Below are 13,114 nucleotides of genomic sequence, written 5' to 3' on the forward strand. Positions count from 1 at the left end.
ATGGCACGCCGCAACGGCCCCAAGACGAAGATCGATCCGAGCGTCTTCGACAACGCTGGCGCGCGGGTCTACGACAATTCCGTGAAGACTGAGATGGAGGACTCCTACCTCGAGTACGCCTACTCGGTCATCCACTCCCGCGCGCTCCCGGACGCGCGGGACGGACTCAAACCGGTGCACCGCCGGATCCTGTTCTCCATGAACGAGAACGGGTACCGGCCGAACCACGCCTACGTGAAGTCCTCGCGCGTCGTCGGCGACGTGATGGGCAAATACCACCCGCACGGGGACACCGCCATCTACGACGCGATGGTGCGGCTCGCGCAGGACTTCTCGATGAACGCACCGCTGATCGACGGGCACGGGAACTTCGGCAGCCCGGACGATGGACCGGCCGCGTCCAGGTACACCGAGGCGCGGATGTCCCCGGAGGCCATGGCACTCGTCGGGGAGCTCGGTGAGGAGACCGTCGACTTCCACCCCAACTACGACGGTTCGCTCGGCGAGCCCGAGGTGCTGCCCGCCGCGTTCCCGAACCTGTTGGTGAACGGTACTTCCGGGATCGCGGTCGGGATGGCGACCAACATGATCCCGCACAACATGGGCGAGGTGGTCGCCGCGACGCGCTGGCTGATCAACCACCCGAACGCGAGCCTGGACAAGCTGATGGAGTTCGTGCCGGGCCCGGACCTGCCGACCGGGGGCAGCCTGCTCGGGCTCGACGAGGTGCGCCGCGCCTACGAGACCGGCCGGGGCGTGGTCCGCATGCGCGCGAAGGTGGAGACCGGCCCGCTGGAGGGCAGCCGGGGCCGTCAGGCGATCACGGTGACCGAGCTGCCCTACGGGGTCGGCCCGGAGAAGATCATCGAGAAGATCACCGACGAGGTCGGCAAATCCAAGCGGTTGACCGGAATCGCCGACGTGAAGGACCTCACCGACCGGGAGAACGGCACCCGGCTGGTGATCGAGTGCAAGGTCGGGGTGAACCCGCAGGCGCTGCTCTCGGACCTGTACCGGCTCACCCCGCTCGAGCAGTCCTTCGGCATCAACAACCTGGTGCTGGTCGGCGGGCAGCCGCAGACGCTCGGACTCAAGCAGCTGCTGGAGGTGTTCCTGCAGCACCGCTACGAGGTGGTCACCCGGCGCACCAAGTACCGCAGGCGCAAGCGTGAGGAACGGCTGCACCTGGTCGACGGTCTGCTGATCGCGCTGCTCGACATCGACAAGGTCATCAAGCTGATCCGGAGCAGCGAGAACGCGGCGGCCGCGAAGGAGGGCCTGATGAGCAAGTTCAAGCTCTCCGAGATCCAGGCCGCCTACATCCTGGACACCCCGCTGCGCAGGCTCACCAAATACGATCGGATCGAGCTCGAGGAGGAGCAGGAGCGGCTGCGCGCCGAGATCGCCGAGCTGACCGCGATCCTCGAGGACGACAAGGAACTGCGCAAGGTCGTGTCGAACGAACTGGCCAAGGTGGCCAAGGACTTCGATCATCCGCGCCGGACCGCGCTGGTCGACGGGGACCTCAAGGAGGTGCTCGCCGCCTCCAAACCGGCCGGTCCGCTCGAGGTGGCCGACGATCCCTGCCAGGTGATCCTCTCCGCGACCGGGCTCGTCGCGCGCACCGCGGCCGAATCCGAGGAGGCCAGCGAGGCACGTACACGCAGCGGGCGGGCCAAACACGACGCGGTCGCCGCCATCGCGCACACCACGGCGCGCGGGCAGATCCTGTTGATCACCAGCAACGGGCGGGCGGTGAAGACCGATGTACTCCCGATTCCCGTGCTGCCCGAGCAGTCCGGCACCGTGTCCCTGCGCGGCGGGGTGGCCGCCAGGGAGCTGCTTTCCCTGGCCAAGGGGGAACGGGTGGTCGGCCTCGCCCCGCTCGGGGAACGGGCCGCCGGATCACCCGGGCTCGCGATCGGCACCCGGCGCGGGGTGGTGAAGGTGTGCTCCCCGGACTGGCCGGTGCGCTCGGACGAGTTCGAGGTCATCGGGCTCAAGGACGGGGACGAAGTGGTCGGCGCAGCCTGGCTCGCCGACGGCGATGAGGCACTCGCGTTCGTCACCTCGGAGGCGGCGCTGCTGCGGTTCGACGCCTCGATCGTGCGCCCGCAGGGGCGGGGGAGTGGTGGCATGGCCGGGGTGAAACTGGGCGCCGGGGGACGCGCGGTGTTCTTCGGCGCGGTCAACACCACCGATGTGGAACACGGCGCGCCCATGGTGGTCACCTCGACCGGGCAGAGCGTGAAGGTCACCCCGTTCGCCGCCTATCCGGCCAAGGGCAGGGCGACCGGTGGGGTGCGCGTGCACCGTTTCCTCAAGGGGGAGCACGAGGTCACCGTGGCCTGGATCGGTCAGCGGCCTGCCGGTTCGACCGACAACGGTGCCGCGGTGGAACTGCCCGAGACCGACAATCGCCGCGACGGTTCGGGGCACGCGCACCCGGGCCCGGATGTCGTCGGCCACCTGATCGAACGGGGTTAGCGGGCGTAGGCCCGGATGAAGGTGTCGGCGGCGGCCTTGGCGATTGCGCGCCTGGCCGCGGCCGATACCTTGCGGCTGCCCGAACGGGAACGGTGCTCCATCGGCCCGGCGAGCAGCGCCTCGAACTGTTCGGCGGCCTGCGCGGGATCGCACTCGCGCAGAGTTCCGTCGAGCACCAGGTGCGCGAACCGGTCGGCGAGCGCGGCGACCACCCGTTCCCCGGTCTGTTCCCGGATCTCGCTGTGGATCTCGGGGAAAGTGCTCGCCTCCGCGCACAGCAACCTGCGCACCGCCACCGAACGGTCATCGGCGTAGCACTCGATCAGCCGGGCGCCCAGATCCTCCAGCCGGGAGCGTAGTTCGCCGCGCCCGTCGCTGAGCCGCTGCACCACGGCCAGGTTGCGCCCGAGTGCGCGCTCGGCATCGGCGGCCAGTGCTTCCCGGAACAGGGTCTGCTTGTCGGTGAAGTGGTTGTACACGGTGGGTTTGGCGACCCCGGCCGCCGCGGCGATCGCGTCCACCGCGGCGTTGGCATAGCCGTCCCTGGCGAAGACCTGGAACGCGGCGTCCAGAATGGCCGCGCGCTTGTCGATCCGCCCGGTACCTGGTGTCGAAGGGTGCTGTGCCTTCGGGGACTGTGACGTTGGGGGCCGTGCCATGCCACCGATACTAGCCCATCTCATTGATTGAACTCCTGAGTTCAATTGGCTATCTTGAACTGATGAGTTCAATTCAAACAACTTATGAGTCAGCCGCCCGACTGGACGGTCCGGTGCTGCGCCGCATCTTCGTGCTGCTGCTGGGCGGAATCATGGGCATCCTGGATGCGACCATGGTCGGGGTCGCCACGGATACGCTCGCCGTACGGTTCTCGGCGAATCTCGCCACGATCGGCTGGGTGGCCTCGGGGTACTTGCTCGCGGTCGCGGCGATGGTCCCGGTCGCAGGCTGGGCGGTGGGCCGGTTCGGGGCGAAACGGCTGTGGCTGTCCGCGCTCGCCGTGTTCCTGCTCGGCTCGCTGACGGCCGCGTTCTCCTGGGATATCGCCAGCCTGATCGGTTTCCGGGTGTTGCAGGGGCTCGGTGCCGGATTCCTGGAGCCGCTGCTGCTGACCATGCTCGCGCGGGCCGCGGGGCCCGCGCGGACCGGCAGGGTGATGGGGCTGATGGGGGTGGTGCTCTCGCTGGGCCCGGTACTCGGCCCGGTACTCGGCGGGCTGGTGCTTTCCTCGCTCGACTGGCGGTGGATGTTCTGGATCAATCTGCCGATCGGCGCGCTGGCCTTCCTCGGTGCGCTGCGGCTGATCCCCGCCGATGACCCCGGCGACGCGGACCGCTTCGATGTGCTCGGTTTCCTGTTGCTCGGCCCGGGATTCGCGCTGTCCATGCTCGGGCTCGCCCGGCTCGGCGAGGAACCCGGCACGCTCGGCGCGATCCTTCCGCTGCTGGCGGGGATCGCGCTGCTCGCGTGTTATGTGCCGCGCGCGTTGCGCGGGCGGCGGAAACCGATCCTGAATCCACGACTGTTCACCAATCGGGGGTTCACCGGGGCGGTCGCGGTGATGCTGTTCACCGGTGCGGCGATGTTCTCCATCACCTATCTGTTCCCGCTGTACTACCAACAACTGCGCGGTCTCGGCCAGTTCGCGGCCGGGCTGCTGATCGCGCCGTTCGGCATCGGTTCGGCGATCTCGATGCCGCTTGCCGGGCGGCTCGCCGATCGGGTCGGGGCGCGCGGCCTCGCCGGATCGGGGGCCGCCGTGTCCGTCTTCGTCATGCTGGGCCTGAGTTTCGCGGGCGCCGACACCGGTCTCGGCTGGGTCCTGGCCGGACTGTTTCTCGTCGGCGCCGCCATGGGCCTGGTGGCCGCGCCGACGATGGGTTCGCTGTATCGCAGCCTGCCGGAGGAGCAGGTCGCGCAGGGCAGTTCCGCGCTGTATATGCTCAACCAGTTCGGTGCCTCATTCGGGGTCGCCCTTGTCATGCTCCTGATGCAGGGCGGTGCGGGCTATCCGGGTGCGGCCTGGTGGATCGCCGGGGCACTGCTGGCCGTGGTGCTCGTCGCCAGGCTGCTGCCCCGGTTGGCATTAGGCGAGGCTCACCTACGTTAAACCTGGTCGAATGGTGGCGGCACTGCTGACCGTGCTGCTCGGATGCGGACTGACGGCGTGCGGATCGGGCACCGGAACCGAGGACGCGACAGCCGCCGGTGGCGGTCCGTTTCCCGTGACGGTGCAAGGAAAACTCGGAGAGGCGCAGATCGTGCACCGGCCGCAGCGGGTGGTGGCGCTGGACCGGACGAGCGCGGACATCGCGGTGCCCCTCGGCGTGCGGCCGGTCGCCATCGCCTCGGTGGCCGGTGCCCCGAACGGGATCGAACCGTGGACCGCGGCGCGGCTCGGCGGTTCGGCACCGGAGCGGTTCTCCATCACCAACGGTGATCCGATCGAGAAGATCGCCTCGTGCCGTCCGGATCTGATCCTCGCGGCGAAGGACTACGACCTCACGGACTCGTACCCGAAACTGAGCAGGCTCACCCGGTGGTGCACTACACCGATGGCCCGACCGGCTGATCGCCGAGACCAAGGAGGCGATCGGCAAGGCACGTGGCGAGCTGTCCTCCTTGCGGGACAAGAGCTTCAGCTTCCTCGTCGCCCCGCAGGCGAACGGGGTGCACGTGGTGAACTCCGGCCGGGATGGGAGCGCGCGGCTGCTCGGCCGGCTCGGGCTGCAGCTCTCCGCCGCGGTGCAGCGGCTGCCGGACTCGGCGACCGTGGGCCGGGCGAAGTTGAGCTGCGAGACGGGGTACCGCCGATGCCGATGTGGTTTTCGCTACCGGGTAACCGGATTCGCTGCAGGCGCTCAAGGACGGTCCGGCCTTCGGCACGCTCTCCGCGGTGCGGGCGAGGCACTACATCCCGCTCGAACCGCAACTGGCGCAGGCGTTGGCCTTCCCTCGCCGGGCAGCCTGCAGTGGTCGCTGCGCGAGCTCGTGCCGAAGCAGCGCGCGCTGCGCTGAGGCTCGATTCGCGGATGCTGTTCGGGTGAGGCGCCGCCGGACTGTCCGCGCCCGCCGCTTCAGCGATGGTCAGGGGTGCGGATCGGATGCGTCGAGCAGGGCACCCAGTGTTCGCCGCAGGGCGGTGCGATCGGCCGGATCGAGCGAGCCCAGCAGTTCTTCCTCGATGTCCGCGGTCGAGGCGCGCAGCTTCGCGGCGGCTGCTAGGCCCTTGGAGGAGAGCTCCAGTACCCGTCGGCGCCGGTCGGCGGGGTCGACCTGACGAATCAGCAGTCCCTGTTCGACCGAGGTCTCGATGATCGGCACGGCGTTGCGCGGGTCGATGCCGACCAGTTCGGCCAGTCGCTGCTGGCCGAGCGGACCGGTCTCGTCGAGCGTCAACAGGAGCTTGTACTGCGTCGAGGTGAGCTCGAGCCGGGCGAGCATGCCGGCCCAGCGCCGTAGGACGAGCTTGCCTGCCCCGGCGAGTAGCCACGAGGTGGTGCGCTGGAATCCGAGCGCATCGATCGTGTCTGGGGGAGAGGTGCCGTCGCCGATGCCCGGTTCGGGTTTCACGATACGCAGTCTAGCGGAGCCGACATCTCCTATGATAGACATGTGCAATGTATTAACATGAGACATGTCTAATTGTGGCCGGGAGTCGGCGTGATCAGAGGAGTTCGAGGATGAGAGCAGTTCGTTTCGACCACTACGGCGATGTCGATGTGCTCGATGTGCGCGAGGTCGACGCCCCGGTGGCCACCGCAGGGCGGGTGGTGGTGAGGATCCGGGCAGCCGCGGCCAACCCGGGAGACATCTACGTACGGGAAGGGCTCGCGGAACAAGCGTGGGCTTTGCGGGCGCGGTTGTCCGGGCGGGCGACGGATGCGCCCCGGCAGTCGATGACCTTCCCCGCAGGGCAGGGCACGGACTTGGCAGGGGAGGTCGTCGCCGTCGGTGACGGGGTCGAGCACTGGCGGGTCGGCGATGAAGTGCTCGGCTGGTCCGAGGAGCGAGTCGGCCAGGCCGAACTCGCCGCCGTGCCGGCCGGTCATCTCGTCCCCAAGCCCGCCGATATGAGCTGGGAGGTCGCCGGCTCGATGTACATCGCGCCGATGGCCGCGCTCGCCAGCGTCGAGGCGGTTTCCCCTGCGCCCGGCGAGACCGTTGTCGTGTCCGGCGCCGCCGGTGCGGTCGGAGTCGTAGCGGTTCAGCTCGCCCGTCGCAGCGGTGCCGTCGTCATCGGTCTGACCCGCCAGACCAACCACGATCGGATGCGCCGCCTTGGCGCCATCCCGGTCACCTATGGCGATGGCCAGGCGGCCAGGTGCCGGTCGGCCGCCGGCGATCGGATCGGGGCGTTCATCGACACCTACGGCGCCGGCTACGTCGACCTCGCGCATGAGTTGGGTGTTCCCGCGAAGCGCATCAACACCATCGTGGACTTCCACGCCGCGATCGATGGTCGTGCCGGAATCGTTGGCACCAACGACGCCGGCGGGGCCACCGGGCTCCAGCGCCTCGTCGATCTCGTCGCCGCGGGCGAGCTCGACGTCCCTGTCGCGGGAACCTACTCCCTCGCCGATGTCCGCGAGGCCTACCGTCGGGTCGCCGAACAGCGAACCGGCGGCAAAATCGTCCTGATCCCGTGATCGTCGGTCGGCAGGAACGGCCGGTCGGCAGGACACTCGCTTCCCGGCCCGGCGAACGCCGACGAGACCGCTGAACTCGGCAGCTCAGGCAACGCCAGGCAGATCGATACCGATGCGTCACCGACGAAAGGGAGCCGTGGTCAGGCCGCGCTGAGCACGGACGGTGTGGTGGCGGTGGGGAGGTCTCGGTGGAAGCGGCGCAGCAGCAGCACGGCCGTGGCGCCGAATCCGAGGCAGAGCCCGATCCAGATTCCCGGCCCGCCGAGGTCGAGGGCGTATCCGGCCAGCAGCATGGCAGGCACGCCGATCGCCCAGTAGCCGATCAGGGTGATGTGGAAACCGCTCTTGGTGTTGCCGAGCCCTCGTAGCAGGCCGACGTTGACGTTCTGGGCGCCCTTGAAGAACTGGTGCGCGATCGCGAGGTACAGCAGAGTGTGCGCGGCCGCCTGGATCTGCGGGGTGTCGTGGTGGTCGAGGAACAGCCACAACGCCCAGGACGGTGCGACCAGGTAGAAAACGGCGAACAAGGCCATCAGTACGGCGCTGAGGCGCATCGCCCGTCCGGCGATCGTGCGCGCCGCCGCCGGGTCGTTCTTGCTCGCGGCCCGGCTGATCAGAATCGACGAGCCTTGGGAGATTCCGATGTTGAACTGGTAGGCGATGTAGGCCAGTTGGTTCACGATGTTGTGCGCCGCGAGCATCGCCGGGCCGAAGGTGCCCATCAGCACGGTGGCGACCGAGGTGATGCCCGCTTCGGAGCCGTAGGTCAGACAGATCGGGACACCGAGCCGGACGATCTCACGAACCGTGCGGATATCGGCTTTCCAGCCCCGCAGGGACAGCAGATGCCGCAGCTGCCGGTCGCGGCGCACGATCATGGCGAAGGCGAAGAAGTTGACGAACTGGACCAGCGTCGTCGCAAGTCCGATCCCGGCCAGCCCTAGTCGCGGCATGCCCATCCAGCCGTAGATGAAGGCACCGTCGAGCGCGGCGTTCACCGCGATGGAGGCGAGCGTGACCCACAGCAATGAGCCGGGTCGTCGCATGCCGACGGCGAACTGGCGCAGGACATTGAGCCAGAGCATCGGTATGAGTCCCGGCGCGAGCGTGACGATGGCCGGACGCGCGAGTTCGAGGGTGTGCGCGCTCTGCCCGAACCAGACCATGGCATAACCCAGGCCGATGAGAATCCCGGCGCCGAGGACGGCCATGGCGGTGGCGACGAGGAACGCCGAGCGGACGACCTGGCGGACCTCTTCTTCGGCTTTCCCGCCGAGTCGTTCGCCGGGTGATCTCCGGTCGTCCTCACCTCGCGCAGCACTGCTCGCCACGAGATTTCCGACCGCGGTCACCATGCCCACACACATGGTGCGCAGCTGGTTGTAGAGCGTGATCGCGAGACCGCCGGCGGCAATGGCCTCGACACTCATCAGACCCATCATCGTCAGATCGGTCGTGGTGAGGGCGACTTGGGCGAGCTGGATCCCGGCGATCGGCGCGGACACCGCGATCAGGGGGCGGTAGTCCCGCACTCCGGTGCGCGGATTCATCCGGTGGAACCTACTTTCTCCAGGGTGTCCGGGGCGCCGATGTGGGCACGCGGTGCCGGTACATGCTTGACCAGCTGGTCGAGCCGTTGCTGCACGAGCTCCTCGACTGTGGGATCGAGTAGATCCCGGGCATGCATCCAGTCATCGTCGAAAATGGTATCGAGGTATTTCTCCCCGGCGTCGCAGACGAGGGTCGCGATGGTGCTTCCCGGGGTGGCGGTGTCGAGCCGTTCGAGTGCGGCGTAGATCGCCCCGCCCGCTGTGCCCCCGATCAGCAGACCGGTTCGGCGGGCCAGGACGCGCGCCGTGGCGAACGCCGCCACATCGCCGACTTGGACTCCTTCGTCGATCAGTCCGTAGTCGATATTGCTGCCGAGTGGGAATCCCTCGGGGTTGCCACCGCCGGTCTGCCAGTACCTGCCACCGCTCGTGCCGAAGATGATCGACCCGACCGGCTCCACACCCACCGTGCGGACCCGGGAACCGAGCCGGCGCAGCTCGCGTGCCGTGCCGCAGAGCGAGCCCCCGGTGCCGACGGAGCTGATCAGGTAGTCGAGGTCGCCGAAGATGTCGGCGAGCAGTTCATGCGCGAGCCCTTGATATCCCTCTTGGTTGCCGGGATGGTTGTGCTGATCCGGCCGGTATCCCCCGTCGACCGATGCGGCGAGTTCGTTGGCGACCTGTTTGCGCTCGAGCGTCCGGGGACCGGGTGTCTCCGGATCGCCCACGTAGTACAGGTTCGCGCCCATCGCCGCCATGGCACGGAGTTTGTCCTTCGAAGCATGATGGTCCACCACGGCGGTGAAGCGATAACCACGTTCGATGGCGGCCAACGCGATGCCCAGGCCGGTGTTTCCGGAGGTCGGTTCGATGATGTGGCCCTCGGGACCCAGCTGCCCCGAGTTCTCGGCGTGGATGAGCATCTGCCGCGCCATCCGCACCTTGGCCGAGCCAGTGGGGTTGAACTGTTCGAGCTTCAGCAGCAGCCGACTTCCCGACTGTGCGGTTCCCAGGTGGAAAAGCGGCGTGTGCCCGATCAGTTCCGAAACCGTGGAGACAATATTTTCGCGACCGCTGTGCAAAAAGGTCATGGATCGGCTCTTTCTCGTTTGTCATCGAATATGCGGTAGCTTGTCGATGCGCCAATGCCATCGGCCTTGCCGTTCCGAGACGATAATTCTGTCCGGCAGTGGAAGTTGGTGGAATTCGGTTTCGTTCTTGTCCATCTGATATCCCGCCGTGTTCGGATAGATCAGCAGGTCGCCGAATTTCGGAAGCCGTGTGAACGGCACTTTCCGCCAGGTGAGCATATCGTAGTCCAGACAACTCGATCCGCCGATGCAGGCGTTAATCGGCTGGCCCTCACCTTCCGGCCACAGTATCGGGTCGGGCAGGTATTCACTTGCTTTCCATTGTTCGGAGACGCTCATGCTCAACCCGGAAACGGTCACTATTCCGTAGTCTTCCCGGCGTTTGCTTCCCTGTACGGGGAATACGCTGAACCCACAGCCGTCGAGCAGTGCCCGCCCGGGTTCCAGGAGCAACCGGGTTCCGGTCTCGAGGAATCTCGTCCGAAGCCGCTCACCGGCCGCGGCGGTCGGACTCGCGAGGATCTCGTCGAGCATGTCCGCGCCGACCGGGGCCTGCGCATAGGGGTAGAAGTGGCTGAACACGCGGTTGGCGTGGAACCAGGAGCTCCGGTGCGCACGTTCGAAGTACCGCCAATCGGCCGGGTCGAGGTAGTTGACCGCAAAGCCTCCGCCGATCGATATCGAGTCGGCAACCAGGCCCAGCTCTCGGGCGGCAAGGCACTCGTCGATCAGCCGGTCGGCGAGTGCCGCCCGCGGCGAGACGGCATAACCGTTGAGATGAAAGGAGAAACCCTCCATTCGGACCCGCTGTCGTTGCTCGGCACACCGGCGCAGGCAGTGCCGGAGGTCAGTCTCGGCGAGCCCGAATCGGCTGTCCGGATTGTGCTCGGGCAACACACGCAACAGAATCCTGATCGTCCCGGTGCGGTGCGCTTTCTCGATCACCCGTTCCAACTCATCGACGGCGTCCACCGCGATCAGGCAGCGCTGCCTGGCCGCCAGCCAGAGCAGTTCCTCGGTCTTCGCGGCACCGGTGACAACGATGTCCTCGCCGCGCACGCCGTTGCGCAGGGCGTGCGCCAGCTCGGGCACACTGGCCACGTCCACGCCCGCGTCCGCCTCCGCACATGCGCGAAGCCAGCAGCCGGACTTGTTGGCCTTCTTGCCGAAATAAACCTGTCCCGGGACGCCGGATTCGGCCAGTGTGGTCTGGAATGCGGTCAGGTTGTCCACGAACCGGTCCGGGCACAGTACGTGGAATGGACCACCGACCGCCTCGGCGATCTCCGTGAGCAGCCGCTGATCGGCCCGCAGGCGTAGCGCCCATTCCGGCTCCAGTGCGGGCAAAGACGCGGCGGGGGCCCTGACGTTTTCCTGTTCGAACCTCAACTCCACAGTGCCACCCGCTGACCGCGACCGGCCGCGATGGCCCGCCGCGCCAGGACATGCGCCACCGGAATGTCGGTGATGATCATGCCACTGCTGAACACGAAGACCCGATCGTCATCGGCGCGGCGTCCCGGCACGCGACCGGCCAGCACCTCGGGAAATTCCGCGTCGATCGTGGCTTTGCCGTCCTCGCTGTCGAAACGCGAACCGGTGACGCCCAGCTGTCCCGCGCTCGTCGCTATCGCATAGTCGGCATCGCGCAGCGCGGAGGAGTCGACGCCTTTGCTCGATACCGAAATCATCAGGCCGCCCGGCTTCATCCGGCTCGTCTGCACCTTCGGGTGCGCGGCGCGCCCGGATGCGACCACCACGATGTCCGATTCCTCCACCGCCTGTGGGACATCCGAGACGAGTTCGATCTCTTGATCCGGGAAGTGCCGGTGAAAGGTCTCGAGGCTCGAGGAGATGCCGTCCGGATGCGTGCCGTACAGCATGCGCCGTTCGAGACCGGGCAACGCGGTCTGCAGATACGGCAAGGTGTTCCGTCCCTGGACCCCGGTGCCGATCATCAGGACGGATTTCGCATCGGGTTTCGCGCAGGCCTGGGCGATCAGCGCGGTCGTAGCGGGCGTCCGTGACGCCCCGACCCGTTCGCAATCCAGCAAAGCGAACGGCATGCCGGTGGAATTGTCGTACAAACTGATTGTCGTGTAATACTTGTCCGGATTGTCGGTCCCTTGCCGATACGAGGTCTTGAATCCGAGATATTCGTTCGCACCGTCATAGCCGAGCATCGAGTACGAGACTGCGTCGCGCTCGGCTTCCGGCAGCGGCATCATCAGCTTCGTGGGGCACCGGCTTTTCCCTTCGGCCAGGGCGAGATATCCCTGCCGCACCGCTTCGATCACGTCTCTCGGCGCGAGTTCGAGGTCGGCCAGATCGGTCCTGGTGAATACATGCAATTGCGGTTCGGTCATCAAGCGCGCTCCAAAGTCGGAACAAGTTCTCGCTATCGGTGACGTGGCCCTATCCGCCGAGTCGCCGTTCGCACACAATGAGACACAAAATTAAGTAAGGCAAAGCTAAGTGACAAGCGCCATAGGGTGGAATCGACGAAGGCGCGACCCGCTTATCCCCGAGCGGGCCGACACGCTCCGTATATTCGCGATTTGTTGTGGACAATGGCGAACTTTGGCGCGCCGCCCCGGTACGTGCGTACCGAATCGAGGCCGTACCTAATCGGGTGGGATGCGATCGAAGTAACGGAGTCGGCGCGGGGCTTGCGTGACCGTGGCCGCATGTGGATAAGGTTAGCCATGCCTAATATCAGGGACTTGCGTGCGGCGGCATGGCGCGTTTCTCGGCGGCAGCGTGCCGTCGTGGCTCTCGCGATGGTGCTTCTGCTCGCCGCGTGCGGGAGCCCGCCGGGTGCGCAGTCATCCGATGCCGCGAAGCGCAGTGTCACCGATGTACTCGGCCGCCGGGTCGAGGTACCGGTGCCCGCCAAGCGCATNCTGCTCGATGGCGCGCGGATGCTTTACACCACTGCCGTGCTGAACAAGCGGAACCCACTTGCCGGAATTGTCGGATTGCCCAACGATCTGGAGCAGAACGACCCGGACTCCCTGCAACAGTACGAGAAGAAGTTCCCCGGAATCGACAAGATCCAGCGGACCGGACAGGTTTATGACGGATCTTTCTCGGTGGAGAAGGCCATTCAGCTGCACCCGGATGTCTTCGTGCTGAGTGCGGCGAACTTCAAGGNCGCACAAGACGCCGGAATCGTCGACAAGTTGCAACGAGTGGGGATCCCCACGGTCGTGGTGGACTACTTCGAGAAACCATTGCAGAACACTGTGCCGAGTGTCCGGCTGATGGGCCAGTTACTCGGCCGCGACCCGCAGGCCGAACAGTACGTTCAGTACTACCAAGCGGCGATCGATCGGGT

10 protein-coding genes are annotated in these 13,114 nt (G+C 66.8%); 4 read left to right on the forward strand and 6 right to left on the reverse strand.

The annotated features are described in order from the left end of the window. Nucleotides 1-2,487 carry a DNA gyrase/topoisomerase IV subunit A gene (locus A37U_RS0110230; protein WP_020496543.1) on the forward strand — a complete coding sequence of 829 codons (2,487 nt, stop codon included), beginning with the start codon at nucleotides 1-3 and terminating at the stop codon, nucleotides 2,485-2,487. On the opposite strand, the gene A37U_RS0110235 is transcribed toward A37U_RS0110230, so the two are convergent. Further along, on the reverse strand, nucleotides 2,484-3,146 hold the full coding sequence (locus A37U_RS0110235) for a TetR/AcrR family transcriptional regulator C-terminal domain-containing protein (protein WP_020496544.1): 663 nt from the start codon (nucleotides 3,144-3,146) through the stop codon (nucleotides 2,484-2,486). The two genes, A37U_RS0110230 and A37U_RS0110235, sit on opposite strands and share 4 nt — an antisense overlap. 62 nt (nucleotides 3,147-3,208) lie before the next feature. Between A37U_RS0110235 and A37U_RS0110240 the strand changes: the two genes are divergently transcribed. Continuing rightward, on the forward strand, nucleotides 3,209-4,597 hold the full coding sequence (locus A37U_RS0110240) for a DHA2 family efflux MFS transporter permease subunit (RefSeq protein WP_026197064.1): 1,389 nt from the start codon (nucleotides 3,209-3,211) through the stop codon (nucleotides 4,595-4,597). A gap of 512 nt (nucleotides 4,598-5,109) precedes the next feature. Then, entirely contained in the window at nucleotides 5,110-5,505 is a 396-nt protein-coding gene (locus A37U_RS0110250) for a hypothetical protein (RefSeq protein WP_020496547.1), read from the forward strand. Between the two features lie 69 nt (nucleotides 5,506-5,574). Here the strand turns inward: A37U_RS0110250 and A37U_RS43045 are convergent, their stop codons facing one another. Then, nucleotides 5,575-6,060, reverse strand: a complete 486-nt coding sequence (locus tag A37U_RS43045) for a MarR family winged helix-turn-helix transcriptional regulator (RefSeq protein WP_020496548.1) — start codon at nucleotides 6,058-6,060, stop codon at nucleotides 5,575-5,577. A gap of 110 nt (nucleotides 6,061-6,170) precedes the next feature. Here A37U_RS43045 and A37U_RS0110260 point away from each other — a divergent pair, with 110 nt between their 5' ends. After that, nucleotides 6,171-7,136 (forward strand): NADP-dependent oxidoreductase, encoded by a 966-nt coding sequence (locus A37U_RS0110260; protein WP_020496549.1) that lies wholly within the window; start codon nucleotides 6,171-6,173, stop codon nucleotides 7,134-7,136. Nucleotides 7,137-7,276: 140 nt separating this feature from the next. Here the strand turns inward: A37U_RS0110260 and A37U_RS0110265 are convergent, their stop codons facing one another. Genes A37U_RS0110265 through A37U_RS0110280 form a run of 4 tightly spaced genes read right to left on the reverse strand, consistent with a single transcriptional unit; the run spans nucleotide 7,277 to nucleotide 12,143 of the window. After that, nucleotides 7,277-8,686: an MATE family efflux transporter gene (locus A37U_RS0110265; protein WP_020496550.1), complete on the reverse strand. Its 1,410-nt coding sequence runs from the start codon at nucleotides 8,684-8,686 to the stop codon at nucleotides 7,277-7,279. Then, nucleotides 8,683-9,777 (reverse strand): PLP-dependent cysteine synthase family protein, encoded by a 1,095-nt coding sequence (locus A37U_RS0110270; RefSeq protein ID WP_020496551.1) that lies wholly within the window; start codon nucleotides 9,775-9,777, stop codon nucleotides 8,683-8,685. The genes A37U_RS0110265 and A37U_RS0110270 overlap by 4 nt, the downstream gene beginning before the upstream one ends. Before the next feature lie 21 nt (nucleotides 9,778-9,798). After that, the gene (locus A37U_RS0110275; protein ID WP_240437525.1) at nucleotides 9,799-11,172 is read right to left on the reverse strand and encodes a Y4yA family PLP-dependent enzyme; all 1,374 of its coding nucleotides are present in this window, start codon (nucleotides 11,170-11,172) and stop codon (nucleotides 9,799-9,801) included. Then, on the reverse strand, nucleotides 11,163-12,143 hold the full coding sequence (locus tag A37U_RS0110280; protein ID WP_020496553.1) for a hypothetical protein: 981 nt from the start codon (nucleotides 12,141-12,143) through the stop codon (nucleotides 11,163-11,165). Before A37U_RS0110280 ends, A37U_RS0110275 begins: the two co-directional genes overlap by 10 nt. Between the last annotated feature and the right edge of the window lie 971 nt (nucleotides 12,144-13,114).

The organism is Sciscionella marina DSM 45152, assembly GCF_000379465.1.
GTDB lineage: Bacteria > Actinomycetota > Actinomycetes > Mycobacteriales > Pseudonocardiaceae > Sciscionella > Sciscionella marina.

Excerpts from the sequence above, each read along its gene's own strand:
- A37U_RS0110230 (WP_020496543.1), top strand. The coding sequence starts at position 1 with ATGGCACGCCGCAACGGCCCCAAGACGAAGATCGATCCGAGCGTCTTC.
- A37U_RS0110265 (WP_020496550.1), bottom strand. The coding sequence starts at position 8,686 with ATGAATCCGCGCACCGGAGTGCGGGACTACCGCCCCCTGATCGCGGTG.
- A37U_RS0110240 (WP_026197064.1), top strand. The coding sequence starts at position 3,209 with ATGAGTTCAATTCAAACAACTTATGAGTCAGCCGCCCGACTGGACGGT.
- A37U_RS0110280 (WP_020496553.1), bottom strand. The coding sequence starts at position 12,143 with ATGACCGAACCGCAATTGCATGTATTCACCAGGACCGATCTGGCCGAC.
- A37U_RS0110270 (WP_020496551.1), bottom strand. The coding sequence starts at position 9,777 with ATGACCTTTTTGCACAGCGGTCGCGAAAATATTGTCTCCACGGTTTCG.
- A37U_RS0110260 (WP_020496549.1), top strand. The coding sequence starts at position 6,171 with ATGAGAGCAGTTCGTTTCGACCACTACGGCGATGTCGATGTGCTCGAT.
- A37U_RS0110235 (WP_020496544.1), bottom strand. The coding sequence starts at position 3,146 with ATGGCACGGCCCCCAACGTCACAGTCCCCGAAGGCACAGCACCCTTCG.